Raw genomic sequence first — 26,981 nt, 5'->3', positions numbered from 1 at the left:
GCGTGTGCCTGAACGGTGGTCCGCGTGCGGCCGCCGGTTTCAAAATCGGCCTGCCGGATTCGTCTATACGGTGTGAGTCAACCGCTGCGTGCAGCTTGCGGGTTGTACGCGCATTCCATCCCAGCCGCTCCCTTTTGCCTTCTTGCAGGAAGTTAAAGTGAACGAGCGCCAAGGCTTATCGAGCGCGATGGCACACCGGATCGATGCCGCGTGGATCGCGGGCGCGATTGTCATGGGCTCGATGCTGCTGGGCGCGGCGGGCAATACGCTGGCCGCTGGCACGTCCGCCGCCGCGGCGCGGCCCGCGAGCGCCGTGGCCCTTGCGCCCGAGTCGTTCGGCTTTCGTCAGGCCGACGAACGCGAACGCGACGCCGAAACGATCAACACGTTGACGGCCGAGGGACGTCTGCTGCTGTCGCGAGATCGCGTCAAACTCCCCGCCTACGACTATTGCAGCATGTCCGTCGCGGCCGCCGAGCGCGGCGACTTCCGCGACAGCGTCGATGCCGCGGCGCGCGCCCTGGTGGTGGCCGGGCAGACAAACAATGCGGATCTGGCGGCCCTGTCCAAACGCGATCTCGCGATCGCCTACAGCTATGCCGGCGACCTCGACAACGCCGAACGTTACGCCCGCGATGCGCTCGCTTCGACGCCGAAGGCGCCCGAGCAGGTCTTTGCTCCGGCCAACAAGGTGCTCGGCGATGTCGCGTTGCGCCGGGGCAAGCCGCAGCAGGCGCTGGCCGCCTACGAAGACGCGCTCACGACCGCCTCGCCGCGTTACAAACCGCTGGTGCTGATGTCGATCATCAACGCGCAGCTCGCCGAGGGCGATACGCCTGGCGCGCGCCAAACCTTCGATGCTGTCGGCGCACCGGCCACCGCGGAACTCGCGCCCGCCTACCGGCGCATCGAAGGCAATCTGCTGCTGGCCGAAGGCAAGCCCGAGGATGCGAAACACGCGTTCGAAGCGCTGTTGAGCCAAAGCGGCAATTCCAGCGACGCCAACTACGACCGCCTGTGGGCCCACGAAGGAATCGGCCGCGCCGACCTCGCGCTCGGCGACAAGCCGCATGCGCGCGATGCCTACCTGCTGGCCGTCGACGACTCCGAGAAAATCCGCACGCGGTTTCGCAGCGACGAGTTCAAGACGGCGCTGTTCGGCGACACGCAAACGGTATTCGAAGAGGCCATCGCGCTGACGGTCGAAGCCGGCGACTACGAGAGCGCGTGGAGTCTGTCCGAACGCAGCCGGGCGCGTGCGCTGCTCGACGTCGTGCGCAACCGCGTCGACGCCGGCGTCGACGACCGTCAATTGAACGGGCAGGTGCCAAGTCTTGCCGCGACGCGCGGCGCGCTCCGGCCCAACGAGGCGATCGTCGAATTTCATAGCCTGCCCAACGAGCTGATCGTCTGGGTGGTGCGCAACGATGGCCTGACCGGCCACACCTTGCCGGTTGCGCGCGCGGACATGGATGCCGCCGTGACCGACCTGCGCAATGCGATCGTGCGCCGGCGACCGGCCGCGCTGACCTATGGCGACAAGCTCGATGCGTTGCTGATCGCGCCGCTCGGCTTGCGCGCCAACGAGCGGCTCATCATCGTGCCGCACGGCGCGCTGCACTATCTGCCGTTTCAGGCGCTGCACGATGCCAATGGCTTTCTGATCGAACGTCATGCGATCGCACTCGAACCATCGGCGAGCGTCGCGATACAACTCGCGCAACGCCAGCAGAAGATCGCGAGCGATCTGGTCGCGTTCGGCAATCCGACCATCACACCTGCCTATGCGCTGCCAGGGGCCGAGGCGGAAGTGCAGGGCATCGCGCCGCTGTTCGCGCGCAACGAGGTGTTTCTGCATGGCGATGCCACGCGCCTGAGCTTTCGCGACAACGCGCCCGCCGGACGCGTGTTGCACGTGGCGACTCACGCCCAGGCCGACACCATCGATCCGTTGCACTCGAGCATCCTGCTCGCGCCCGCGACGCAGCCGGCCGACGGCCCGGACTCGCTGCTGGCGAAAGACATCTACAACCTGAAGCTCAACAACGTCTCGCTCGTCACGCTGTCGGCCTGCGAGACGGGGCTTGGCCGGATCGCGCGCGGCGACGAAATTCTCGGCTTCACGCGGGCGTTCTTCTATGCCGGCGCCACCAGCCTGATCGTGTCGATGTGGCCGGTCGCGGACGAATCGAGCGCGCTGACGATGCGCACCTTCTACGCGCAACTCGCACAAGGCCATGACGCGATCGACGCGATGCGCACCGCGCAACTGGCGGTGCTGCACACGCCGCGCTTCGCGCATCCGTTCTTCTGGGCGCCATTCGATCTGATGGGTGGCTGGCGTTTGACCATCGCGCGTCAGCAGCAGGGATGAACCAAACAGACCCTAGACCGATGAACAGACTCCGACTGATCGCCGCGGCAGTGTCCTGCAGTAGTGCGCTCGCGTGGGGCCAGACGCTGCCGAACGCGGGCAGCATCCTGAACCAGACGGCGCCGCGCGAGACCCGGCCGACGCCGCCGGGCGGCACTCAGGCGTTACCCACCGTGCCGCCGCCGGCGGCGCCCGTGACGGCGCCTGGCCCGACCTTCCTGCTGAAGAGCATCACGTTGAAGGGCAACGACACGATCGCCAGCGACGCGCTGCTTGCGCCCGTTCAGGACAAGCTCGGCAAGCAAACCAGTCTCGCCGGGCTCGAAGAGATTGCCGCGCGCATCACGCGGGTTTATCGCGATCACGGCTATCTGCTCGCCCAGGTGGTGATCCCGCCGCAGGACGTCACGTCCGGCAACGTCGAAATGAGCGTGCTCGAAGGGCGCGTCGGCCATGTGCGGCTCGACATCGCGGCCGGCACGCCGATCCGCGAAGACCTGTTGCGCGCGCGGGTCGCGCAGATTCCATTGGGCAAGCCGCTGCAGCAGCACGAACTCGAACGGACCATGCTGTTGCTGTCCGATCTGCCGGGTATTCAGGTCTCCTCGGCAATCGAAGCGGGCGAGGAGCCCGGCACGGTCGATCTGAGCGTCAACGTCGCGCCGGCCAAACGCTGGACCTTTGCGCTCGATGTCGACAACTTCGGGGCGGAGTCCAGCGGTACCTGGCGGCTCGGCGCGCTCGCTCGTCTGAACTCGCCGTTCATGATCGGCGACAACCTGGACCTGCGGCTGCTCGGCAGCGAACGCAGCGACACCCTTTACGGGCGCATCGGCTACGAAGCGCCGATCAATGCGCAAGGTACGCGCGTCGGGGTCGCGGTGTCGCGGCTCAACTATGCGCTCGGCCAGGAATTCGCGTCGCTCGATGCGCAGGGCGAGGCGACCGTGGTGGACTTCACGCTCACGCATCCGCTCGTGCGCACACGCAATCAGAGCCTGTTGGGGCGCGTCAATCTGGAGTATCGCGACCTGATCGACAACGTCGGCATCGTCGATCAGCACAATCCCAGATCGCTGGTGGAGGGCAGTGTCGGCCTGAGCTATGAAAGCCGCGACGCGCTGTTCGGCGGCGGCTTCAATAGCGCGGATGTCGAACTGTTGATCGGCAGTCTGCATTTCCGCAACGCGCAAGCCGAGGCGCTCGATGCCTCGCCGCTCGGACGCGACACGCAAGGCACCGAAGTGCGCGCCACTTTCTTCGCCAACCGCCTGAACGCGATCACCGAGCGGCTCAGCGTATTCGCCGGCGTGTCCGGCCAGTGGGCCGGAACCACGCTCGACAGTTCGTCGCGCTTCCTGCTCGGCGGCCCGCACGCGGTGCGCGCTTATTCGCCGTCCGAGGCACTGGTCGACGAGGGGTTCGTCGCCACCCTCGAAGGGCGCTTCGCGATCGATGCGCGGGCGACCGTGTTCACGTTCTTCGACTTCGGTACCGGGTGGTACAACGCCACGCCGCGTCCGGGCCAAGGGTCGAACATGATCACGCGCAGTGGCCTGGGTCTCGGCGCGTTCTGGGCCGCTCCGGGCGGCATTTCGCTACAGGGCACGGTCGCATGGCGCACGACCGGGCCCGATACGACCGGCAACGACAGGCTGCCGCGCTTTTATGTGCAACTGACCAAGACGTTCTAGCTGGCAACGAAACGCAACGAAGCGAGACGGAACGCAACGACAAGCAGCAGCAATCTGCGCCGAGGTGTGCGATGAACAAGCGATGCAATGTGCGGCCCGGGCATGTGAGCACGGTCGCCGGCGCGGTCGCCGCGTTGTTCGCGGCGTCGTATATGCCGCTCGCGCTCGCGAATCCGACCGGCGCCCAGGTGGTGGCCGGCACGGTCAGCATCAACTCGCCGGGCGCGGGACAGATGCACATCACGCAGGGCTCGTCCAATGCGATCGTCAACTGGAACGCGTTTTCGATCGGTAGCGGCGAAGCGGTCAGGATCTCGCAGCCGTCGGCTTCCGCCGCGCTGCTCAACCGCGTGACGGGCAACGACCCCAGCGTGATCGCCGGACGCCTGCGGGCCAACGGCAAGGTGTTTCTCGTCAATCCGGCGGGGGTGATCTTTGCGCCGGGATCATCGGTGAACGTGGGGTCGATGATCGCCTCGACACTCAATATCTCCAATGCCGATTTCCTTGCCGGCAACTTCCATTTCGTCGGCGCGTCGGCGGCGGCTCTCAGCAATGCTGGGTCGCTGACGGCGGCCGCGGGCGGCACCATCGCGTTGCTCGGCGGCACGGTCAGCAATAGCGGCACGGTCAGCGCAAAACTGGGCAGCGTCGCGCTGGGCGCGGGCAACGACATCACCGTCGACTTTGCCGGCGACGGTTTGACCACCCTGAAGATCAACCAGGGCGCGGCGCACGCGCTGATCGGCAATACCGGCACGCTGGCCGCCGACGGCGGCACCGTGGTGATGAGCGCACAGACGGCCGATGCGCTGGCGGGCACCGTCATCAACCAGCAAGGCATCGTGCGCGCGCAGAGCTTGAGCGAACATGACGGCCGCATTCTGCTCGACGGCGGCACGAACGGCGTGACAAAGGTGAGCGGGACGCTCGACGCCAGCGGCGGCGCGGGGCAAACCGGCGGCAGGATCGACGTGACCGGCTACGACGTGGCGCTGCTGGCCGGAGCGTACGTCGATGCGAGCGGCGACGCGGGCGGCGGAACCGTCCACTTCGGCGGCGGCCCGGCGGGTGCGGACCCCTCCGTTCGCAATGCCAATGCGATCTGGATGTCGCCGACCGCCAGCCTCCATGCGGATGCGCTCGCCGACGGCAATGGCGGCGACGTCGTGGCTTACAGCGAAACGGCCAGCCGCCTTTACGGCACGTTGACCGCGAAGGGCGGGCCGCAGGGCGGTAACGGCGGCTTGATCGAAACGTCCGGCAACACGCTCGACACGACCGGCATGAGCGTCGACGCATCGGCGGCGAAGGGTCAGGGCGGCAGGTGGCTGCTCGATCCGTTCGAGGTGGACATCGTGACGCAGGTGCCGGATGTCACCGCTGCGCCGGTCCCAACGCAAACCGCAGCCGATTCGAACACCATGACATTCGGGCCGATCACGGGTAGCACGTTCATCCTGAACACGGCGCTTACCGGTCCGCTGAGCCTCGGCACGTCGGTGACGGTACTGACAGGGACCGATCCGAACAACGGCGCGGGCGACATCGTCGTCGACGCGCCGCTCAACCTCACGACCGGCACGCTTCCCGCCACGCTGAAGCTGAGCGCGACGGGATCGGTGCTGGTCAACAACACCATCACGTCGAGCGCGGGGCCGCTCAGCCTCGTATTCGATGCGAACGTGGGCGGCACGAGTCCGCTCAGTCTGGTCTCGTTCCAGGGCGTCACGGTCAAGACCAACGGCGGCAGCGTGACGGTGGGAAGCGGTGGCGCGAGCCCGGTCCTGATCCAGAACTCGAACATCGACACCGCGGGCGGCGATCTGACGGTCACCGGCACGTTCCCGATCAATGGCGTGGCGATTGGCTATCTGATCACGTCGTCGTCGGGCATTTTCATCGACTCGTCGACCATTTCCACGGAGGGCGGCGTGTTCTCGCTGACGGGTGTCGCGCTGGGCCCGAACGCCAACGGTGTGGCGATCAACGGCACCAGCTCGCTCTCGACGACGAGCGGCGCGCTTCGCATCACCGGCACGGCAACCGCCGGCGGCGGAGGCAACGACGGCGTGATCGCGCAAGGTGACAATACGATTCAAAGCGGCAGCGGCGCGCTCACCATCAGCGGCGCCGGCAGTTCGAATATCGAGGATCAAGGCATTGGCGTGCTTCTATCCGGCACTTCAGCCAGCACGACGAGCGGGGCACTGAGCGTGAACGGCAGTTCTTCTGGCAGCAGCGCGATGGGCGTGTTCCTGACCGGCGGCGCCACGGTGGGCGAAGGTCCCGCGCTGCAGCCCGGGCTCAGCAGTTCCGGCGGCGCGATCACGGTCAACGGTAGCGTGACGCAAAGCGCGCAAGGGGGCTTGGGCGTCGAGATTCAGAACACCACAATCTCCAACACGACCGGCGCGATCGACGTGACGGGGAATGTCACCGGTACAGCCGCCGGCGGCACTTTCGCGGACGGCGTCTATTTTTATGGCACCACATTGAGCACCGGCAGCGGCGACATTTCCGCCACCGGAAGCGTGTCGTCGAACATGAACGTCAGCATCGGCCTCGACATGCATGGGTCGTCGGTCCAGTCGACGAGCGGCAACCTCAAGTTCACCGGACAAAGCGTGGGGGCCGCGGTGAACGGCGACTCGGTGATCGGGCTGATGTTCGAGAACACGCTATGCGTGGACTGCATCCAGACAGCCCCCGTATCGGTGACGACCGGCACGGGCTCGGTGAGCCTGTTCGGCAGCGGCACCGGTCCGTTCGTGCAGGGTGTGCTGATCACCGACGGCACGACGATCACGTCGACCAACGGCGGGGCGATCGATATCCGCGGCGCGGTGAGCGGCCCGGCCGGCAGCAGTCCGAACCTGCAGAACGACTATGGCGTGCTGATCGCCAATGGCGCGATCAGCGCGACCGGGACGCGTGCCACCACGATCGGCATCGCCGGTTCGACCACGACGTCCGATCCGGGCGTCGCGATCGGCCTTGCGGTGCCCGAGACCGAGCAGAGCGAGTTTGGGCTGATCAATCCGACCTCCATCGTCACCGGCGGCGGCGTGACGAGCGCGGTCGCCAATGCCACCGCCGACAACGTGACGATCTCGACGACGAATCCCGCTTCGATCGTGTTGCGCGCATTCAACGACGGCACGGCGAGCAGCCTCGCCATCACGCAGGCGATGCTGTCGTCGCCGGGCGGCGTGCTGTCGATCATGCCGGCGTCGGTGGACCCGTCGAGCTTCACGATCACCGCTCAGAACGCGACGCCGATCACGCTGCTCGGCACGGGCGGCGGTCTCAGCATCGACGCCCCGACTTTCTCGACCTTCGCGTCGATTCCCAGCATCGTGCTCGGGTCCAGCACGCAAACCGGGCGCATCACCGTCGGCGGGCAGTGCATATCGGGCGGCTCGACTTGCGTGCCCACACGTCCGGGCTTCGCGAACAATCTCACGCTGTCCAACCCGGGCGCGGGCAGTCAAGGGATCGCGCTGACCTACGGCATCTCGACTCCGGGCCAGACCTTGATGCTGCTGTCGGCTGGTCCCGTCACGGACCCTGGCGGCATCCAGGCCGCCGGGCTGATTCTCGCCGGCCCCGGTACCTTCACGCTGACCGATCCGCAAAACGACGTCGGCGTGCTGGCGATGTCCAACGCGGGGAGCGTCGACTTCTCGAACTCGCATGGCTTCGTGATCGGCCCGCTGACGAGCCAGACGTTCGACTCCGCCGCGAGCCAATTGAGCCCGATAAGCGTGACGAGATCGACGCTGTCCGGCAGCCTCGTCGCGACCGCTACGACCGGCAATATCGGGCTGGGCGCGAGCACGCCGTCCGCGACGGCTCCGAATACGAATCTGAACGCGGGCGGCTCGATCGATCTGGTGATGGAGAACGGCGTGTTCGTCGATGCGAACTCCGGAACACTTGGCGCAGGCAACGCATGGCGAGTCTGGGCCAGCACTTGGAGCGGCGAGACACGCGGCAGCGTGCAGCCGAACACCGCGCAGCCCAATTTCTACGGCTGCCTGTTTGGCTCGGGCTGTAGTTGGGGCGGCACGGTGCCCACCACGGGAAATCATTTCGTCTATGTCGCACGGCCGACGGTCACGGTCACCGCGGACGGCGCGACGCGCTACGTCGGCGCACCGAACCCGGCGTTCACCTACACGACGAGCGGCCTGATCAACGGCGATACCGCCGCGGGCACGTTGAGCGGCTCGGAAACGACCACGGCCACCCTGACTTCACCGGCGGGCGGCTATCGGATCGACCCGAACTTCACGTCCAGCGTGGGCTATATCGTCAACGAAGTGCCGGGCACGCTGACGGTGACTCCGTTTCCGAGCACGATCTCGAACCCGCAGGGCCCGATCCCCAATCCGGTCGCGCAAAGCGGTCTGCAGACGTTTTTCAGCAGCCAGGAGCAGACGTTCGTCTACGAAAACAATCTGCAGGGCACCAACATCTGCATCGGCTCGAACCAGCCGCTCTTCAGCACGACGCCGCTTGGCGAGAAACAGGACATCCTCGCGGTCGAATGGAAGCGGGTGCGTTCGCAGCCGAACCTGAACAGCTGCCTGCTGACGAACGCCCAGCACGGCTGCGGTGACTACTAGCGGGAGCCAGGCGAAGCGGGCGGGACGGGTGGCGCGGCGCCTGCGGGCGAATGCAGCGCGCGCAGTTGCGCGATGGCGGCCTCGGCGCTCGCGACGAACCGTTGCGAGAGCCGCCATGCTTCGACGACCTCCTGATGGACGGGCTGCTCCATGCCGAGGTGAATCCGGAAGAATCGTTCAGCGTGGATGGCGGGGTGGTAATGCTGGCGCACCCGCTTCGCGTCGATCAGCCGCCGGTTGCCGAACAGCCTGCTCAATGCCCACGAAAACGCGCCGTCTTCTCCGCCGACGCGACGAAAGAACGCGTCGAGCGGAAACCCGCCCAGCGCGCGATACACCGCCCGCCGGATCACGAGACTGCTCGGCACGGTGTTGCTGAGGATTGCGGCATATTTATCGAAATCGGCATGCTCGACGATCGCGCGCGGAAAGCCCGCATAGTCGACATCGAGCCGCACCGATGCCTCGCCCGGACAACGCTGCAGATAGCCACTCGCCGCGGCCAGCGCGCCGGGCAGATATTCGTCGTCGGCGTCGATGAATCCGAGCAGATCCTCGGTCGCGTGCATCGCGGCCCAGTTGCGCGCGGCGGCGACGCCGCCGTTTACATGCATGCGCAGTACCTGCACGCGCGCGTCGAGGCGGCCGTAATGTTGCGCGACTTCGATCGAAGCATCGGTCGAGCCATCGTCGACGACGATGATTTGCGCCGCCTCCGGCTGGATCAGACAGCTTTCCAGTGCGCGGCCAAGCGTGGCCGCCATCTGCAGACAGGGAATGATGATCGAGATCGGCATGATGCGAGCCCCGTTCCGATGCTGATTCGCTGCGTTACGCCTGTGCCGGGCCGGGCATCAATTGCGTCGCCTGGGCGTCGTCGTCGCCGACCCACACCGCGAACGCCGTGAAGTTGTCGTGATTCGTGCTGGCGCTCGCGCGCACCTGTTGCGCGAGCGCGTCGAGCCAGGCGCCGGGTGTCGCCGCATGGGCCAGCGCGTCGGCGATGCCGGCGTCGTCGGCATACTCCCACAGGCCGTCCGTGCAGATCAGGAAAGCGTCGCCTTCATGCAGCGGGAAAGTACCGTCGACGCCCGCAATGGAGAGTGCGTCGCGCGTGCCCAGCGCCGCATACAGCACGTTGCGGCGCGGATGATGACGCATCTCCTCCTCGGCGAGCAGCCGCGCGTCGACCATCTGCTGAACCATGCTGTGGTCGCGCGTGCGCGCGCAGATCTCGCCGTGGCGGAAACAGTAGAGGCGGGTGTCGCCGCAATGGGCCCACGCGGCCGTCGCGCATTCGCGGTCGATGGCGAACACCACGGCCGTCGAGCGCATGTCTTTTTCGTTGCCTGTGCCGCGCAACTGTTCTTCGACGATGTTCTCATTGGCATGCGTGAGCGCGCTGATCAGCCGGTCGCCCGTCGGCGGCAACTCGGCAACGGTCAGGTAGCGCAAATCCGCCAGCACCGAAGCGACCACGAGGCGCGAGGCGGTGTCGCCGCCGCCGTGTCCGCCGGCGCCGTCGGCGACGACGCAATAGTAGAGCCGTTCGCTCGACCAGTCGCCGAACGAATCTTCGTTGCGCGGGCGGTCGCCCCGGTCGGTCAGGCTCGCGGTGGCAAGTTGCACCGTTGACCTCTCATATGCTCGTGGTCTGTCGAGCTCATTCCTGTGCGTGCGACTGCGCGGACAGAATGCCCAGAACCAGCAGGATGACGATGCGATTGCCCGGCGAGATGTCGATGCCGAGGTTGTGCTCGATCCATCGGCCGATTTGCGTGCGGGCGAAGTCGGCGGGTATCGAGCCTTTTTTCAGCGTGACGCCAAGCTTGCGTGCCCGGTAGTGATACGACGCGATGCCGTAACGCGCGGCCACCTGCGACAGACCGCCTTTCTCGTTCGACAGCCAGCCGAGACTGCCGGCGAGCAGCATGCGGTCGGCGTCGTCGAGCGAAGCGATGAAATGCGACGCGGATTCGCGTACCTCGGCTTCGTGCAGACCGTATTGCAACAGGACCGAGCCGATCGGATCGGGATGAAAAGCCGTTTGCCGGTCGATTTCGAGCATCACGTCGCCTTCGTCGAGCGACACGTTGCGCTGATGGCTCGCGCTGCGCAGACAGTCGATCAGATAGCGGCGGAAATAGGCGCACACGGCATGGCTGGTCGAAGGCGCGCTGTGCAGCGGGAAGGTGGGCGATGCCGTCGGCGCGGTATCGAGGCGGAACACCTTGAGATAGAGGAACTGCGAGATCAGCTCTTCCTTGTCCTCGCCCAGCGCCTGCAATTCCGACGGATGATAGCCGGTCAGCGCGCGGCGCACGATCGTATAGATCGACGCCATTTCGTCGTGGCTGAGGCAGGTGCGGCGTTGCCACAGGTCGGGCAGTGCGCTTTCTCCAGCGTGGTCGGCAATTGCAGCGCTTTGGATATCTGCCACTTTTCACCCCGAAGGTGGTGAGCCCGCTTCTTGAGGGCGGAGCCCGGCTGCTGACACTACCCATTTCGCCGCGTTTGTAGTGCGCCGGCTTCCTGTCCCCAATGAATCCGGCACTCGCTTTTGCCGCCGTATCGGGCAGATTGCGTATGCCAAACGCTTGCAATACCGGCAATTCCGCCCTGCAACCGGCGCGTGATTGGAAAACAGACTTAGTCTATTGGCACGTTTTATTTATTACAAGTTAAAACTTAATATGTTATTCACCGCCTTGACGGCGGGTTCTATCGCTATCAGGACTAACCCTAAACGTCATGTAAGCGCCTACCGGCAATCCGGGAGGTCAAAATTTTTAAAAAATCCGAGCAGCTGATTCGTTTACCTAGGCGTCGGGATCCCGCCAATCGACCGTCCTGAAAGGGCGCGCTGGGAGGTCGTAAGACGACTGTCCGAGCTTGTGATTGGTAATGGTGTCGGAACGAAATGTTAAAACGTCTTAAGTGTTTATGGAGTTGAATGGTATTACATATACTACTTCGCTTAATTAAACAAAATCCGTTTCTATTGCTATCCGGCTTTGATTTTCCGGGCTGCGTGCTATTCTCATATCGGATTGCCGCCGAGAAAGGACAACGTTCGCTAAAAACATCGCAATAGCTGGCGAAGGCAGTCTAATTAGAGTTAACACGTATTTCCGGGAACGTTGATTCCCGGCGGGCAAGGGCAACCCGTACCGGTCACTTACGGTGCGTCGAGACTACTCATCCGAGACCGATACCAGAGATGGCCACGCTTCTCGCGGGCGAAATGCTTGCCGACATATCAGCTGCCAGTCCATGCGGGGACGACCTCGAGTACGACCCTGACTTCCTTGCGCTCGAGCAGGTCGTCCACGGCAAGCCGGAGGTGCAGTTCGGCGAGACCATGGTCGCCGCCACGCCGCCTGACTGGAAAGTGGCCGAAGCGCTATCTTTCGATCTGCTCGCAAAAGGCCGCGACTTGCGCGTCGCGGTACACCTGGCGCGCGCGCTGCTCAATCGCCGAGGTTTCGCCGGCTTCGCCGAGGGCCTCGCGCTCGTCGAAGGCCTGCTCGAACAGCGCTGGGACCATGTCTATCCACAGCTCGATCCCGACGACGACAACGATCCGACCGCTCGCGTCAACGCGCTCGCCGCCCTCGTCGAACCGTCCGGCATGCTGGTGGACGTGCGCGACGCACCGCTCGCGTCGTCGCGCGCGCATGGTGACGTCAGCTTGCGCGACATCGAATATGCGACCGGCGAAGTGCCGCTGCCCAAGGGCGTCGAGGCGGCGTCGCTGAGCTCGATCGACGCGGTGATCGCCGACGCCCACGAAGACGCCGCCGAAGCGCACACGGCCTTGCTCGCGGCCACGCATAGCGCGATGCGCATCGAGACGGTATTGACCGAGCGTGTCGGCGCGGCGCGCTCCATCGATCTGTCGCCGCTATCGAGGCTGCTGCGGCGTGCGGCCGACTTTCTCGGCGAGCGTCTCGATGTCCCGGACGGAGCGCCGCAGGCATCGCCGAACGGCGACATGACCCCGGGCGAAAGCGCCGGCGCGGCGCCGGCACTCGTGCCGCTGTCCGGGGACATCACCGACCGTCAGGACGTGATCCGCATGATCGACAGGATCTGTGCGTACTACGAGCGTCACGAACCCTCCAGCCCGGTGCCGCTGCTGCTGCTGCGCGCGCGCCGGCTGGTCGACAGGAGCTTCATGGAAATTCTGCAGGACCTTGCGCCGGAAGGCGTGCGCCAGGCCAGGCAGGCCGGCGGTATCGAAAACGAGTAAGCAGTCAGGCGGGGATAGGCTTTTTCGCTTCTAGCAACGCCAGTCATGCGCCGCGCTGCTCGCGGCCGTGAGGCGTCAACCAGGGGAATGGTCGTGGCCAAGGAAAGCAGCCAGAAATTCATCGCGCGCAATCGAGCGCCGCGAGTTCAGATCGAGTACGACGTCGAAGTCTACGGGTCGGAGAAAAAGGTCAATCTGCCCTTCGTCATGGGCGTGCTGGCCGATCTCTCTGGTCAGCCGGCGGACCCGCTCGCGCCGGTGGCGGATCGAAAGTTTCTCGAGATCGACGTCGACAACTTCGACGAGCGTCTGAAGTCGATGAAACCGCGCGTCGCCGTGCAGGTGCCCAACGTGCTGACCGGTCAGGGCAACCTCGCGGTCGACATGACCTTCGAGAGCATGGACGACTTTTCGCCCGCGGCGGTCGCGCGCAAGGTGGACGCCTTGTCGAAGCTGCTGGAGGCGCGCGGCCAGTTGCAAAACCTGCTGACCTATATGGACGGCAAGACCGGCGCCGAGGAGCTGATCGCGAAACTGCTCAACGATCCTGCGTTGCTGCAGTCGTTGGCGTCCGCACCGAAGCCGCAGCAATGAGCGTGATCTACAGGGGAGTCTGACCATGGCTGAACCTAGCACCCAAGGGCAAGCGCAACCCGGCGAGGCGTCGCTTGAAACGAGCGATTTCGCGAATCTGCTGCAAAAGGAATTCAAGCCGAAGAGCGAGAAGGCGAAGGAAGCCGTCGAGACGGCGGTGCGCACGCTCGCCGAACAGGCGCTGCGCGATACGAACGTGATTTCGGGCGATGTGCTCGCGACGATCGAATCGCTGATCGCGCAGATCGACGAGAAGCTGACCGCCCAGATCAATCAGATCATCCACTCGGAAGAGTTCCAGAAAGTCGAGAGCGCGTGGCGCGGCTTGCACTACCTGGTCAACAACACCGAGACGGACGAGACGTTGAAGATCCGCGTGATGAACGTATCGAAGGGCGATCTGTACAAGACGCTCAAGAAGTACAAGGGCACCGCGTGGGATCAAAGCCCGATCTTCAAGAAGCTCTACGAAGAGGAATACGGCCAGTTCGGCGGCGAGCCGTATGGCGCGTTGGTGGCCGATTATTACTTCGACAACAGCGGGCCCGACGTCGATCTGCTGACGCAGATATCCAGGATCTCGGCCGCCGCGCATGCGCCGTTCATCGCCGGCGCCGATCCCGCGGTGATGCTGATGGATTCATGGCAGGAGCTGGCCAATCCGCGCGACCTGACGAAAATCTTTCAGACGCCTGAGCATGCCGCGTGGCGCTCGCTGCGCGAATCCGAGGATGCGCGTTACGTCGGTCTCGCGATGCCGCGTTTTCTCGCGCGCGCGCCGTATGGCGCCAAGACCAATCCGGTCGAGGAATTCGATTTCGAGGAAGACACGGCCGGCGCGGACAGCGGCAAATACGCATGGGCCAATGCCGCCTATGCGATGGCGAGCAATATCAACCGCTCGTTCAAGATGTACGGCTGGTGTTCGCGGATTCGCGGCATCGAGTCGGGGGGCGCCGTCGAGAACCTGCCGGTGCACGCGTTCCCCACCGACGACGGCGGCATCGACATGAAGTGTCCGACCGAAATCGCCATTAGCGATCGCCGCGAAGCCGAACTCGCGAAGAACGGCTTCATGCCGCTCGTGCACAAGAAGAACTCCGATTTCGCCGCCTTCATCGGCGCGCAATCGCTGCACAAGCCCGCCGAGTTCGAAGACCCCGATGCCACCGCGAACGCGAACCTGGCCGCGCGTCTGCCCTACCTGTTCGCATGCAGCCGCTTCGCTCACTACCTGAAGTGCATCGTGCGCGACAAGATCGGCAGTTTCAAGGAGAGGGACGACATGCAGCGCTGGCTGCAGAACTGGATCCTTCAGTACGTCGACGGCGATCCGGCGCACTCGACGGAAGAGTCCAAGGCACGACGCCCGCTCGCGGCCGCCGAGGTGGTCGTCGAGGAAGTCGAAGGCAATCCCGGTTATTACACGTCGAAGTTTTTCCTGCGTCCGCACTACCAGTTGGAAGGCCTGACCGTATCGCTACGGTTGGTTTCGAAGCTTCCGTCCGCCAAGGCGGCATGACGGAAATCCCCATTGAATGACGAATTGCTTTGAGCGGAGAAGAAGATGGCCATCGACATGTTCATGAAGCTGGGCGATATCAAGGGCGAGTCGCAGGACAAGACCCACAAGGAAGAAATCGAAGTGCTCGCGTGGAGTTGGGGCATGAGCCAGAGCGGCACGATGCACATGGGCACGGGCGGCGGCGCCGGCAAGGTGTCGGTGCAGGACCTCACATTGACCAAATACAGCGACAAGGCGAGTCCGCCGATCATGGCAGCCTGCGCCAAAGGCACGCACATCGACACGGCGTTGCTGACGGTGCGCAAGGCAGGTGGCGACAATCCGCTCGAGTACTACAAGATCACGTTGAATGGCGTGCTGGTCAGCTCGTATTCGACCGGCGGCTCGGGCGGCGAAGAACGCTTCACCGAGAACGTCACGCTCAACTTCGAAAAATTCCATGTCGAGTACCAGCCGCAAAACGCGAAGGGCGAGAAGGAAGGCGGGGTGGTCGAAGTGAAATGGAACATCCCCGCCAACGCGACTACCTGATCGGCTGACCGCAAAGGGCGACTGCACTGCGGCGGTCCTGCCGTCGCAGTGCGGCGGCGGGTGGGACGACTCGAGCCAGACCGGAGCGAACCGGCATGAACGCAGAAGGATGCTTGCGCGAAGGCGATCTCGACGGATGTCTGCGCGAATTGCAAAAGCAGGTTCGCAAGGATCCGTCGAAAGCCGCCTATCGCGTCTTTCTATTCCAGGTGCTCGCGGTGACGGGCGCCTGGGATCGCGCATTGACGCAACTGAACGTCGTCGGCGAACTCGACGCGGCCGCGTTGCCGATGGTGCAAACCTATCGTGAAGCGTTGCAATGCGAGGCGCTGCGCGAAGCGGTGTTCAAAGGCGAGCGCGCGCCGCTGATCTTCGGCGAGCCGACCGGCTGGCTGGCGTTGCTCCTCGAGGCATTGCGGCTCGACACCGCGGGCGATAGCGGCGCGGCGGCCGCCGCGCGCGCGCGGGCGCTCGACGAGGCGCCCGCCACCGCCGGCGCGTTGAACGGCGAACCGTTCAGGTGGCTCGCCGACGCCGACAACCGGCTCGGCCCGACACTCGAAGCCGTGCTGAACGGCCGCTATTACTGGATTCCTTTTTCGCGCATCAAACGGATCGAAATCGAGCCGCCGTCCGACCTGCGCGACCGCGTCTGGATGCCGGCCGTTTTCACGTGGGCCAACGACGGCGAGGCCGCCGGTCTGATTCCCGCCCGCTATCCGGGCACGCTCGCCGAGCCGAATCGAGCGTTGTGGCTCGCGCGCCTGACCGAATGGATCGGTGACGATCCCGTGCTCGCACGGCCGGTGGGACAGCGTATGTTCGCCTCCGATGCGAACGACTACGCGCTCTTCGACGTGCGCACCATCGAACTGACGAGCGGCGACGCGCCTGCCAAACAGGACGGCGCGGCCGTGCCGGATCATGGCTGAACTGACCGCGCGTGATCGCCTGCAACCGTCGCTGCTCGACCGGCTGACCGATCTCGAACCGGAGGCGAAGCAGGAAGCGCGCGAGCGGCGCGTTCTGTCGATGCGCGCGCTGCGCGAAAGTGTGCAGCGCGATCTCGGTTGGCTGCTGAACGCGAATGGCCTCGCGTCGGTGCAGGATCTGAGCGGCTATCCGTATGTCGCCACATCCGTGATCAATTTCGGCCTGCCGGACATTGCCGGCAAGACCGCCTCAGGCATCGATCCGTCGCGGCTCGAACGGCTCGTGCGCGATGCGATCTGGGCGTTCGAGCCGCGCATTCTGCGCGACACCGTGCGGGTCAGTTCGATGCAACTCGAAGAGACGACCGGGCGCCACAACACCGTGTCGTTTCTGGTGGAGGGCGATCTGTGGGCGCAGCCGTATCCGGAGCGGCTCTACTTCAGGACCGAACTCGACCTGGAAGTCGGCGAAATCCGCGTGATCGACCAGGGCGGGCCGCGCTGAAGCCATGAATCCAGACCTGATCAAATACTACAGCCAGGAACTGCAGCATCTTCGGGAGATGGGCGGCGAGTTCGCGCGCGAATTTCCGAAGATCGCCGGGCGCCTCGGACTGGAAAACCTCGAATGCGCGGACCCCTACGTGGAGCGTCTGCTCGAAGGCTTCAGTTTCCTCGCGGCGCGCGTGCAACTGAAGATCGACGACGAGTTCCCGCGCTTCACCCAGCATCTCGCCGAGCTGGTATACCCGCATTACCTCGCGCCCACGCCGTCGATGGCCGTGGTGCAGATCCAGCCGGACCTGACCAGCTCCAATCTCGCCGACGGCGTGCGGGTTTCACGCGGCAGTACGCTGCGCAGCGTGCTCGACAGGAACGGCTCGACGCGCTGCGAATACCGCAGCGCGCACGAACTGACGCTTTGGCCGCTCGAAATCACGGAAGCGCGGTTTTTTACGCATGCGGGCTCGCTCGGTGGCATCGACAGCACGCTGCCGGCGAGCATGGCGGCGGGCGCCGCTATCAAGGCCGGCCTCAGGCTGCGCCTACGCGCCACCGCTGGTCTGAGAATCAACCAGCTGAAACTCGACCGGCTAACGCTGCATCTGCGCGGCGCGGACGGGATGGCCACGCGTATCCACGAGCGTCTGCTCGGTTCGGTGAGCGGCGTCGTCGTGATGCCGGCCAAACGTCCGGCGTCCTGGCATGTGCAGTTGCCGGCGAGCGCGCTGCGGCCGCTCGGGTTTGCCGACGATGAAGCATTGCTGCCGGTCAGCCGGCAGTCGTTCCCGGGCTACCGGCTGTTACAGGAGTATTTCGCGTTTCCGCAGCGCTTCATGTTTCTCGCCATCGACGGTTTGCACGCGGCGTTGCGGCGTTGCGCGGACACCGAAATCGAAGTCATCGTGTTGCTCAAACGCGGTGATCCGCTGCTCGAACAATCGCTCGATGCCAATAATTTCGCGCTGCATTGCACGCCCGCGATCAATCTTTTTTCGCGGCGTACCGATCGCATCGCGCTGTCGGACGAACAGTTCGAATATCACGTGGTGGCCGATCGCACCCGGCCGATGGACTTCGAGATCTATCAGATCGAGAGTGCGACCGGCTATAGCGCGGGCGCCGGCGGCGAGCAGCGCTTCGAACCGTTCTATCACGCGCGCGATCTCGGCGCGACGTATCGCGCCGGCGCGTACTACCAGGTGCGCCGCGAAAAACGTCTGCCGTCGGCGCGTCAGCATGAGCGCGGCCCGCGCACGAGCTACCTCGGCAGCGAGATGTTCATCGCGCTGGTGGACGCGAGCAACGCGCCGTTTCGCGCTGACCTGCGGCAACTCGGCTTGCAGGTGCTGTGCACGAATCGCGACCTGCCACTGACGATGCCGGTCGGCGTCGGCCCCGCCGATTTCACGCTCGATGTCGAAGCGCCGGTGCAAAGCGTGCGCTGCGTGAGCGGCCCGAGCCGGCCGCTGCCGTCGTATGCGCACGGGGCCGTGGCGTGGCGGCTGTTGAGTCACCTGTCGTTGAACTACTCGTCGCTGCTCGATAACGATGCACAGGAGGGCGCCCGCGCGCTGCGCGATCTGCTGAGTCTCTACTGTCCCGCCGACGAGATCGCGAGTCAGCGGCTGATCGAGGGCGTGCGCTCGATCGATTCGCGCTCGGTGACGCGACGCTTGCCGGGCGCCGGGCCGATCGTATTCGGCCGCGGTCTCGAAGTGACGCTGACGCTCGACGAAGCCGCGTTCGAAGGCGCCGGCGCGTTTCTGCTCGGTGCCGTGCTCGCGCAATATTTCGCACAATACGTATCGATCAATTCGTTCACCGAGACCGTCGTGAAGACGCTGTCGCGCGGCGAGATCATGCGCTGGCCAGCGAGGGTCGGACAATGCCGGACGCTCTGACACTGTTGCGCCGGCTCGAAGACGATGCGCGCCGCTTCGACTTCTTCCAGGTCGTGCGGCTGCTGGAGAACACGTACGCGGACAAGCCGCGCGTCGGCGAGTCGATGCAGCCGCGCGACGATGCGATCCGTTTCGTGCAGGAACCCGAACTGGTTTTCCATCCGACGACGCTCGGTGACTTCACCCCGGCCGGCGAGCATCACGCCGCGCGCCTCGCAGTCAAGTTCTTCGGCCTGCTCGGGCCGCATGGTCCGTTGCCCACCCATCTGACCGAGTACGCTCGCGACCGCGCCCGCAACGCGAATGATCCGACCTTCGCGCGCTTTCTCGATGTCTTTCACCACCGGATGGTGTCGCTGTTCTATCGCGCGTGGGCCAATGCGCAACCGGCCGTGAGTCTCGACCGTCCGGGACGCGATCGCTTTTCCTTTTATGTCGGCAGCGTGTTCGGGCTGGGCGAGCCGACGCTGCGCGAGCGCGACGCGGTGCCCGATTTCGCCAAACTGCACTTCGCCGGATTGCTGAGCGGGCCGACCCGTCCGGCCGCCGGTTTGAAACTCGTGCTGGCGCGTTTTTTCGACCTGCCGGTCGACATCGAACAGTGGGTCGGCCATTGGATGACGCTGCCCGCGAATTCGTTGTTGCGCCTGGGCGCAGCGGACGGTTCGGCCGCACTCGGCGTGTCGACGCTGCTCGGCGCACGCGTCTGGGATTGCCAGCATAAATTCCGCATCGTCATCGGCCCGTTGAGCCGCGCTGATTACGAGCGCTTCCTGCCGGGCGGCGAGAGTCTGAAGCGCCTCGTCGACTGGGTGCGCAATTACGCGCGCGACGGGCTCGATTGGGATCTCCGGCTGGTGCTGAAACAGGAGGAGGTGCCACGCCTGAAGCTCGGGCGCCACACGCGGCTCGGTTACACCACCTGGACGCTCGGCCACCCGGCGCGCGGCGATCAGCGTCAGCTGGTGTTGCGGCCGACCGGTCCGGACGGCCGTTCACGGATTGCCGCGGCGGCCCGCGAGGCGTCCGCGGCGGCGCCGCCATCGACATCATCGAGGGAATAGAAAAATGGCCGAGATCAAACGGGCAGCGTTGTTCGGCAAGCTGAACAAGCTCGGATTCCGCGCAATCGAGAGCGCGAACGTGTTTTGCAAGTTGCGCGGCAATCCTTATATCGAGCTGTCGCACTGGTTCCACCAGATCCTGCAACTGCAGGACTCCGACCTGCACCGCATCATCAAACACTACGGGCTCGAGCCTTCCGCGTTGGCGCGCGATCTGACCGAAGCGCTCGACCGTCTGCCGCGCGGTTCGGCTTCGGTGACCGACATCTCGTCGCAAGTCGAGGAGGCGGTCGAACGTGGCTGGGTGTTCGGCTCGCTGATGTTCGGCGAGTCGCAGGTGCGCACCGGCCATCTGGTGGTCGGCCTCTTGAAGACGCCATCGCTGCGCAACGGGCTCTACGGCATCTCGCGTCAGTTCGAGCGCATCAAGCTCGATTCGCTCGTCGACGAATTTCACAGCCTGCTGCGCGAGTCGCCGGAAGCGGCGCTGAACGCGAGCGATGGTTTTCGGGCGGGCGGCGCGCAGCGCGAAGGCGGCGCCGCGGACACCACGGGCGGCCCGGTGCCGGCCGCCGCGCTGGGCAAGCAGGAAGCGCTGCGGCGCTTCACCACCGATCTGACCGAACAGGCGCGCAACGGCAAGCTCGACCCGATCGTCGGGCGCGACGAGGAAATTCGCCAGCTGATCGACATCCTGATGCGCCGCCGCCAGAACAATCCGATCCTGACGGGCGAAGCGGGCGTCGGCAAAACCGCGGTGGTAGAAGGCTTCGCGCAGCGCATCGCGGCGGGCGACGTGCCGCCGTCGCTGCGCGACGTTCAGTTGCGCACGCTCGACGTCGGTCTGTTGCAGGCGGGCGCGAGCATGAAGGGCGAGTTCGAGAACCGCTTGCGGCAGGTGATCGAGGAAGTGCAGGCGTCGGAAAAGCCGATCATCCTGTTCATCGACGAAGCGCACACGCTGGTCGGCGCGGGCGGGGCGGCCGGCACCGGCGACGCGGCGAATCTGCTGAAGCCGGCGCTCGCGCGCGGCACGCTGCGCACGGTGGCCGCGACCACGTGGGCCGAATACAAGAAGCACATCGAGAAGGACCCCGCACTGACGCGGCGCTTCCAGGTCGTGCAGGTCAGCGAGCCGGACGAGACCCGCGCGATCCTGATGATGCGGGGCGTCACCTCGACGATGGAGCAGCACCACAAGGTGCAGGTGCTCGACGAAGCGCTCGAAGCCGCGGTACGTCTGTCGCATCGCTACATTCCGGCGCGGCAGTTGCCCGACAAGGCGGTCAGCCTGCTCGACACCGCCTGCGCGCGCGTGGCGGTCAGCCAGCATGCGACGCCCGCATCGGTCGACGATTCGCGCAAGCGGATCGTCGCGCTCGAAACCGAACTGGCGATCATCGGCCGAGAAAGCGCGGTGGGCGTCGACACGCGGGAGCGTGAAGCCGCCGCGGCGGAAAAGCTCGCCGCCGAACAGGCGCGTCTCGCCACGCTCGACGCTCGCTGGCAGGCGGAGAAAGAACTGGTGACGCGGATTCTCGCGCTGCGCGCGCAACTGCGCGGCGAGACCGGCAAGGTGGAAGGCGCGGCGCAAGTCAGCCGCACGAACGAAGCGAACGAAGCGAACGACGCTGCCAACCAAACGGTAGACGAAACAGCGGCCACCGGCGAGACTGACAACCCCGCCAGCGACACCGCGACGCGCGAAGCGCGGCTCGCCGAACTGCGCGAGTTGCAGGCGCAGCTCGCGCAGCATCAAGGCGAAGATCCTCTGATCCTGCCGACCGTCGACCAGCAGGCGGTCGCCTCCGTCGTGCAGGACTGGACCGGCATACCGGTGGGCCGGATGGTCCGCAACGAAATCGAAAACGTCCTGAAGCTCGCGGAGAACCTGAACCGGCGCATCATCGGCCAGGCTCATGCGACGGAGATGATCGCGCGGCGCATTCAGACTTCGCGCGCGGGTCTCGACAATCCGAACAAGCCGATCGGCGTGTTCATGCTCGCCGGCACCTCCGGAGTCGGCAAGACCGAGACCGCGCTGGCGCTCGCCGAGGTGCTGTATGGCGGCGAGCAGAACGTCATCACGATCAACATGAGCGAGTATCAGGAAGCGCATACGGTGTCGTCGCTGAAGGGCGCGCCGCCCGGCTACGTCGGCTACGGCGAAGGCGGCGTGCTGACCGAGGCGGTGCGCCGCCGTCCATACAGCGTGGTGCTGCTCGACGAGGTCGAGAAGGCGCATCCCGACGTCCACGAGCTGTTCTTCCAGGTGTTCGACAAGGGCTGGATGGAAGACGGCGAGGGCCGCGTGATCGACTTCAAGAACACGCTGATCCTGTTGACCACCAATGTCGGCACGGATCTGATCACGAGCCTGTGCAAGGATCCGGAGCTGATGCCGGAGCGGGAGGGTATTGCGAAAGCGCTGCGCGAGCCGTTGCTGAAGGTGTTTCCGCCGGCCTTGCTGGGACGCGTCGTGGTCATTCCGTACTTTCCGCTGTCCGACGAGATGCTCGGCGCGATCATCCGGCTGCAGCTCGGCCGGATCGAGAAACGCATCCGGGTGTCGCACAAGATTCCGTTCAGCTACGACGACGACGTCGTGAAGCTGATCGGCAGCCGCTGCACCGAACTCGAAAGCGGCGGACGCATGATCGACGCGATCCTGACCAATACGCTGTTGCCGCGCATCAGCACCGAGTTTCTGACGCGCATGATGAACGGCAGCCCGGTCACGAAAGTGCAGATCGGCGCGCGCGACGGTGAATTTCTCTATACGTTCGATTGATCGAAAGCGGAGGATGCCTTCTTATGCCGCAACAAGTCAGCATGGGCGCGACGCTGCAATGTTCGTTTGGCGCGGCGCCGTCGACGCTCGTGGTCTTGCCGGTCAACCGGGTGATGGGCGAAGGGCCGCCCGCGGCCAACATCATGGATCATATTCCGCTCGTCAACATCATGCCGTTCGGCGTGTGCAGCTCGCCCGCCAATCCGACCGTCGCCGCCGCGACGGCGGCGGCGTTGGGCGTGCTGACGCCGATGCCGTGCATTCCGGCCACCATGACGCCGTGGACGCCGGGCGCGCCGACCGTGCTGCTCGGCAACCAGCCGTCGCTCGACAACGTGTCGACCTGCATGTGCAACTGGGGCGGCGTGGTTACGATCGTCAATCCGGCGACAGTCAAGACGATGATTCCGTGACATGACCACGCAAAACCCGAACCGACACGTCACCGTCAGTTGCGCGCCTGCCGGCGAGGAACTGCTGTTTCTGCATCTGAGCGGCACCGAGGAGTTGGGACGCCTGAGCGAATGGCGGCTCGATCTGCTTGGCAAGCGCAACGATGTGCAGGCCGGCGATCTGCTCGGGCATGACATCTCGATTGCGCTGTCGTTGCCAAAGGACGGCGAGCGGCAATTCAACGGGATCGTCACGGCGTTCCGGATCGTCGCACCGGGCGACAACACCCGCAACCGCATGGCGCGCTATGAAGCGGTGGTGCGTCCGCGGCTGTGGCTGCTCACGCGCGCGTCGCACAGCCGCTTTTTCCATGAAAAGAGCGTGCTCGATATCGTGACCGGCGTGCTGCAGGACTACAACATCGACGTCAGCAATAAATGCCAGGCGACCTATCCGCCGCTGCAGCACTGCGCGCAATACCGGGAGACCGATTTCGCCTTCGTGAGCCGCCTGATGGAGCACGAGGGCATGTACTACTACTTCGAGCACAAAGGGGGCAAGCACACGCTGGTGTTGACCGATTCGAGCGACGTTCACGGACCGATCGAACACTATGCGTCCATTTCGTACGATGCGTGGTACGAGCCTTCGAACGAGAAGGAATGCGTGTATGCGTGGAGTTCGGGCGCGGAATTGCAGACCGGCAAGTACGAAGTCAACGACTACGATTTCGAAAAGCCCACGTTGAGCAATCAGCAAGGCCTGCTGTCGCGCGCGACGCGGCCGAAAGTATACGATCCGCCGGTGTACGCGATGCAGGAACATCTGAGCGGCCACGCGCAGTCCAGCGATGGCGACCGCTATGCGAAGGTCGGCATCGAGATCCGTCAGGCGCGCAACGACAGCATTTCGGGCCGATCGAGCGCGCGCGGCATCTGGCCAGGCGGTCAGTTCAAGCTCGAGAATCACGCCTGCGATGCGCAGAACCACGAGTATCTGGTGGTCAGCGCCGCGTACGAGATCAATTCGGATGTCTATGTGTCGACGGTGCGCCACGATCCTTCGCTGCCGCTCTTCGACTGCGCGTTCACCGCGTTGCGCAAGGAAAACCACTTCCGCTCTGAGCGGCTGACGCCGCAGCCGGTCGTGGCGGGCCCGCAGACCGCCATGGTGGTCGGCCCGGAGGGCGAAGAAATCCTCACCGATAAATATGGCCGCATCAAGGTGCAGTTTCATTGGGAGCAGTTTGCTCCGCCGGCCGATGCCGACGAGCGCATGAAGCGGTGCTGGGTGCGGGTATCGCAGAGCTGGGCCGGCAAACGCTGGGGCACGTTCTTCTTGCCGCGGATCGGTCAGGAGGTGGTCGTCGAGTTCGTCGAGGGCGATCCGAACCGGCCGCTCGTGACCGGTTGCGTCTACAACGCAAACACGATGCCGCCGTACGAACTGCCGGCCAATCAGATGTTCTCGACGCTGAAGAGCAATTCGACCAAGGGCGGCAGCGGTTTCAACGAAATGCGTTTGGACGACGACAAGGGCAGCGAGCAACTGTTCTTCCACGCCGAGAAGGACCACGAGACCTGGGTCAAGAACGACATGCTGAGTAACGTCGGCAACGACCGGCATCTGAAAGTGACCGGCAACGAGTTCGTGGCGATCACCGGCGCGCGCCACGACGCCGTGACGGGCGACCAGAACGCCCAGGTCGATGGCAACGCGTCGCTGAGGGTCGGACAGAAGTTGCAGGAAAACGTCGGCATGGACTATGCGATCGACGCCGGCATGAATATCCACATCAAGGCGGGCATGAACATCGTGATCGAAGCGGGTGCGAGCATTACGCTGAAGGCGGGCGGCGCCTTCGTGGTGGTCGGGCCGGTCAGCGTGGCGGTGTCGGGCACACCGATCCTGCTCAATTCGGGCGGCTCGGCGGGCTCCGGCAGCGGCTCGTCACCGACCGCGCCGAGCGCGCCCAAAGACGCCGACGACGGAACCAAAAAAATCAAATCGTGAGTGATGCACCTGACCGCTCGTGGGGAGCTAAGTGAACTATCCGATTCTTTCGCTGCGGGTTGCGCGATTCAACGACGAGACGCTGGCCGAGCCGATCGCGATCGCGTTCGGCCCCGCCGGAGGCACGATTGGCCGGGCCAACGACTGCACGCTGGTGCTGCCCGATCAACAACGCGCGATCTCGCGCGTTCACGCGCGCGTCGAGTTTCGCGGCGGCGATTATCTGCTGTGCGATCTGGGCAGCAATCCGAGCGTGCTGAATCAGCGCGCGTTGGGCGGCACGCGCGAGGCGCGGCTGGCGGACGGCGACCGTCTGCTGATTGGTCCGTATCTGCTCGAGGTGTCGATCGGCGAGCAGGCGGCCGGCGTGCGCGGTCTGACGGGCGGGCGTGATCCGCTGAGTGCCGCGCAGGTGCTCAGTGGACCGTTGCCGGCCGATTCGCAAGGCGACGCGTTGCAGATCGGCGCGCTCGATCCACTCGGGCAGCCGGGCTTCGGCAAACCGCAGCGGATCTCGTCGGGTCCGGGCTTTGCGGGCTCGGAAAGCGATCATGTGTCGCCGGAATTGCAGGCGTTTTCGGCGCCGCAAGCGTCCCGGCCCGACCCCGGCCGGCCTGCCACACCCACGGGGGGCATTCCGGCGGACTACGACCCGCTCGCGGATGCATTGGCGCAATGGGAAACGCCCGCGCAGCCGGGCAGCGGCTCGCCGGCCGCGTCGCATCCTTCGCACGAGTTGCCGGGGTGGCCCACTGCGCCCGCTCCGGCGGCCGCGCCTTTTGGCGGCCCGACCGGCTTGCCGCCGGGATTGCTCGATCCCGGCGCCGCAGGGTCGGCGGTGACACCGTTCGATGATCTGTTCGGGATACCGACGACGCCGTCGACGCAGTTTGCGCCGTCGACCCCTTTGGCCCCCGTGGTGCCGGTGGTCGTGCCGGTGGTCGCGCCGCAGACCGCCACCGCGCGGGTGGCTGTACCTGGCGCGGCGCCGGGGCCGTCGTCCGCTGCGCAGCCCGCTTTGGAGCCCGTTGCGCAGCAGCTTCAGCAGCCGGCTCCGTCCGCGGGCCCGATCACGTCAGCGCCTGCCGCGCCAGCGCCGAGCGCCCAGCCGGCCCCGGTTCGCCACCCGGCCGCCGCCACTTCCGCGAGCCAGAACCCAGCCACCCTGCAGGCGCTGCTCGAAGGCCTCGGCCTCGATCCGTCGCGCGCGCCGAACCTGCCCGAAGCGGAGTTCGCGCGTCTGATCGGCACGATGCTGCGCGACGCGCTGCGCGGCACGATGGGCGTGCTGCGCGCGCGCTCGATGACCAAACGCGAAGCCCGTCTCGACACGACGATGATCGTCGCGCGCGACAACAATCCGCTCAAGTTTTTCCCGGACGTCGACAGCGCGCTGGCGCAGATGCTGACTGGCCGCTCGGCCGGTTATCTGCCGCCCGACGACGCGCTCAGGCGCGCCTTCGACGATATCGAGGCGCACGAGCTCGCGGTGCTCGCCGGCATGCGCGCGGCGCTCGCGCACGTGCTCGGACGCTTCGATCCCGCTTCGATCGAAGCGCAGCTGAAAGACCCCGGCGCGCTCGAAAAAGTGCTGTCCAACCGCAAGGCGAAACTGTGGGATCTGTTCGTCGAATTGCAGGAGGCCGTCACGCGCGAAGCCGACGACGACTTCCAGAGGCTCTTCGGTCAGGCGTTCAATGACGCATACGAGGCCCAGATCGACGAACTGCGTGCGGCCCGCGAGCGTCAGCCGAAGCATCCCGCCGATCCCACCTAGAAACG

General features: G+C 65.3%; 18 protein-coding genes. 15 read left to right on the top strand and 3 right to left on the bottom strand.

Annotated elements, in window-relative coordinates; all coding sequences use genetic code 11:
• The first annotated feature begins 157 nt into the window (after window positions 1-157).
• From BJG93_RS25620 to BJG93_RS25610, 3 genes are all read left to right on the top strand, one after another.
• Window positions 158-2,374, top strand: a complete 2,217-nt coding sequence (locus BJG93_RS25620; RefSeq protein ID WP_231337521.1) for a CHAT domain-containing protein — start codon at window positions 158-160, stop codon at window positions 2,372-2,374.
• Window positions 2,375-2,394: 20 nt separating this feature from the next.
• Complete coding sequence (locus tag BJG93_RS25615; RefSeq protein WP_027194126.1) at window positions 2,395-4,068, top strand: ShlB/FhaC/HecB family hemolysin secretion/activation protein; 1,674 nt, start codon at window positions 2,395-2,397, stop codon at window positions 4,066-4,068.
• A 71-nt stretch (window positions 4,069-4,139) separates the two neighbouring features.
• Window positions 4,140-8,699 carry a beta strand repeat-containing protein gene (locus BJG93_RS25610; RefSeq protein ID WP_027194125.1) on the top strand — a complete coding sequence of 1,520 codons (4,560 nt, stop codon included), beginning with the start codon at window positions 4,140-4,142 and terminating at the stop codon, window positions 8,697-8,699.
• On the opposite strand, the gene BJG93_RS25605 is transcribed toward BJG93_RS25610, so the two are convergent.
• From BJG93_RS25605 to BJG93_RS25595, 3 genes are read right to left on the bottom strand one after another with little or no spacing between them, the layout of a single operon-like run.
• Complete coding sequence (locus BJG93_RS25605) at window positions 8,696-9,496, bottom strand: glycosyltransferase family 2 protein (RefSeq protein ID WP_231337520.1); 801 nt, start codon at window positions 9,494-9,496, stop codon at window positions 8,696-8,698. The genes BJG93_RS25610 and BJG93_RS25605 overlap by 4 nt on opposite strands.
• 34 nt (window positions 9,497-9,530) lie before the next feature.
• Window positions 9,531-10,328, bottom strand: coding sequence for a PP2C family protein-serine/threonine phosphatase (locus BJG93_RS25600; RefSeq protein WP_027194123.1), 798 nt, complete (start codon window positions 10,326-10,328; stop codon window positions 9,531-9,533).
• A 34-nt stretch (window positions 10,329-10,362) separates the two neighbouring features.
• Window positions 10,363-11,139, bottom strand: a complete 777-nt coding sequence (locus BJG93_RS25595; protein ID WP_051374156.1) for a hypothetical protein — start codon at window positions 11,137-11,139, stop codon at window positions 10,363-10,365.
• 780 nt (window positions 11,140-11,919) lie between these two features.
• On the opposite strand from BJG93_RS25595, the gene tssA reads away from it, so the two are divergent.
• From tssA to tagH, 12 genes are all read left to right on the top strand, one after another.
• Window positions 11,920-12,951: a type VI secretion system protein TssA gene (gene tssA / locus BJG93_RS25590; protein WP_027194121.1), complete on the top strand. Its 1,032-nt coding sequence runs from the start codon at window positions 11,920-11,922 to the stop codon at window positions 12,949-12,951.
• Between the two features lie 87 nt (window positions 12,952-13,038).
• Window positions 13,039-13,545, top strand: a complete 507-nt coding sequence (gene tssB, locus BJG93_RS25585; protein ID WP_018422997.1) for a type VI secretion system contractile sheath small subunit — start codon at window positions 13,039-13,041, stop codon at window positions 13,543-13,545.
• 25 nt (window positions 13,546-13,570) lie between these two features.
• Complete coding sequence (tssC, locus tag BJG93_RS25580; protein WP_027194120.1) at window positions 13,571-15,067, top strand: type VI secretion system contractile sheath large subunit; 1,497 nt, start codon at window positions 13,571-13,573, stop codon at window positions 15,065-15,067.
• A 45-nt stretch (window positions 15,068-15,112) separates the two neighbouring features.
• Window positions 15,113-15,601 (top strand): Hcp family type VI secretion system effector, encoded by a 489-nt coding sequence (locus BJG93_RS25575; RefSeq protein ID WP_027194119.1) that lies wholly within the window; start codon window positions 15,113-15,115, stop codon window positions 15,599-15,601.
• Between the two features lie 95 nt (window positions 15,602-15,696).
• On the top strand, window positions 15,697-16,533 hold the full coding sequence (locus BJG93_RS25570) for a type VI secretion system accessory protein TagJ (RefSeq protein WP_027194118.1): 837 nt from the start codon (window positions 15,697-15,699) through the stop codon (window positions 16,531-16,533).
• Window positions 16,526-17,038: a type VI secretion system baseplate subunit TssE gene (tssE, locus tag BJG93_RS25565; protein WP_018422993.1), complete on the top strand. Its 513-nt coding sequence runs from the start codon at window positions 16,526-16,528 to the stop codon at window positions 17,036-17,038. Before BJG93_RS25570 ends, tssE begins: the two co-directional genes overlap by 8 nt.
• Window positions 17,039-17,042: 4 nt before the next feature.
• Window positions 17,043-18,938, top strand: a complete 1,896-nt coding sequence (tssF, locus tag BJG93_RS25560) for a type VI secretion system baseplate subunit TssF (RefSeq protein WP_027194117.1) — start codon at window positions 17,043-17,045, stop codon at window positions 18,936-18,938.
• On the top strand, window positions 18,923-20,002 hold the full coding sequence (gene tssG / locus BJG93_RS25555; RefSeq protein ID WP_027194116.1) for a type VI secretion system baseplate subunit TssG: 1,080 nt from the start codon (window positions 18,923-18,925) through the stop codon (window positions 20,000-20,002). Before tssF ends, tssG begins: the two co-directional genes overlap by 16 nt.
• A 4-nt stretch (window positions 20,003-20,006) precedes the next feature.
• Window positions 20,007-22,793 (top strand): type VI secretion system ATPase TssH, encoded by a 2,787-nt coding sequence (gene tssH / locus BJG93_RS25550; RefSeq protein ID WP_027194115.1) that lies wholly within the window; start codon window positions 20,007-20,009, stop codon window positions 22,791-22,793.
• A gap of 23 nt (window positions 22,794-22,816) precedes the next feature.
• Window positions 22,817-23,206, top strand: a complete 390-nt coding sequence (locus tag BJG93_RS25545; RefSeq protein WP_018422989.1) for a DUF4280 domain-containing protein — start codon at window positions 22,817-22,819, stop codon at window positions 23,204-23,206.
• A 1-nt stretch (window position 23,207) separates the two neighbouring features.
• Window positions 23,208-25,199: a type VI secretion system Vgr family protein gene (locus tag BJG93_RS25540; protein WP_027194114.1), complete on the top strand. Its 1,992-nt coding sequence runs from the start codon at window positions 23,208-23,210 to the stop codon at window positions 25,197-25,199.
• 31 nt (window positions 25,200-25,230) lie between these two features.
• The gene (gene tagH / locus BJG93_RS25535) at window positions 25,231-26,976 is read left to right on the top strand and encodes a type VI secretion system-associated FHA domain protein TagH (protein WP_027194113.1); all 1,746 of its coding nucleotides are present in this window, start codon (window positions 25,231-25,233) and stop codon (window positions 26,974-26,976) included.
• Window positions 26,977-26,981: the final 5 nt, after the last annotated feature.

It is taken from the genome of Paraburkholderia sprentiae WSM5005, from assembly GCF_001865575.2.
Classification (GTDB): Bacteria; Pseudomonadota; Gammaproteobacteria; order Burkholderiales; family Burkholderiaceae; genus Paraburkholderia; species Paraburkholderia sprentiae.
Note: the sequence above shows the minus strand (reverse complement) of the source record. Positions and strands in the feature narration are given on the sequence as shown.

Excerpts from the sequence above, each read along its gene's own strand:
- tssA (WP_027194121.1), top strand. The coding sequence starts at position 11,920 with ATGGCCACGCTTCTCGCGGGCGAAATGCTTGCCGACATATCAGCTGCC.
- tssH (WP_027194115.1), top strand. The coding sequence starts at position 20,007 with ATGGCCGAGATCAAACGGGCAGCGTTGTTCGGCAAGCTGAACAAGCTC.
- BJG93_RS25575 (WP_027194119.1), top strand. The coding sequence starts at position 15,113 with ATGGCCATCGACATGTTCATGAAGCTGGGCGATATCAAGGGCGAGTCG.
- BJG93_RS25545 (WP_018422989.1), top strand. The coding sequence starts at position 22,817 with ATGCCGCAACAAGTCAGCATGGGCGCGACGCTGCAATGTTCGTTTGGC.
- BJG93_RS25610 (WP_027194125.1), top strand. The coding sequence starts at position 4,140 with ATGAACAAGCGATGCAATGTGCGGCCCGGGCATGTGAGCACGGTCGCC.
- BJG93_RS25540 (WP_027194114.1), top strand. The coding sequence starts at position 23,208 with ATGACCACGCAAAACCCGAACCGACACGTCACCGTCAGTTGCGCGCCT.
- BJG93_RS25605 (WP_231337520.1), bottom strand. The coding sequence starts at position 9,496 with ATGCCGATCTCGATCATCATTCCCTGTCTGCAGATGGCGGCCACGCTT.
- tssC (WP_027194120.1), top strand. The coding sequence starts at position 13,571 with ATGGCTGAACCTAGCACCCAAGGGCAAGCGCAACCCGGCGAGGCGTCG.
- tssG (WP_027194116.1), top strand. The coding sequence starts at position 18,923 with ATGCCGGACGCTCTGACACTGTTGCGCCGGCTCGAAGACGATGCGCGC.
- tssF (WP_027194117.1), top strand. The coding sequence starts at position 17,043 with ATGAATCCAGACCTGATCAAATACTACAGCCAGGAACTGCAGCATCTT.
- BJG93_RS25615 (WP_027194126.1), top strand. The coding sequence starts at position 2,395 with ATGAACAGACTCCGACTGATCGCCGCGGCAGTGTCCTGCAGTAGTGCG.
- tssB (WP_018422997.1), top strand. The coding sequence starts at position 13,039 with ATGGTCGTGGCCAAGGAAAGCAGCCAGAAATTCATCGCGCGCAATCGA.
- BJG93_RS25570 (WP_027194118.1), top strand. The coding sequence starts at position 15,697 with ATGAACGCAGAAGGATGCTTGCGCGAAGGCGATCTCGACGGATGTCTG.
- tssE (WP_018422993.1), top strand. The coding sequence starts at position 16,526 with ATGGCTGAACTGACCGCGCGTGATCGCCTGCAACCGTCGCTGCTCGAC.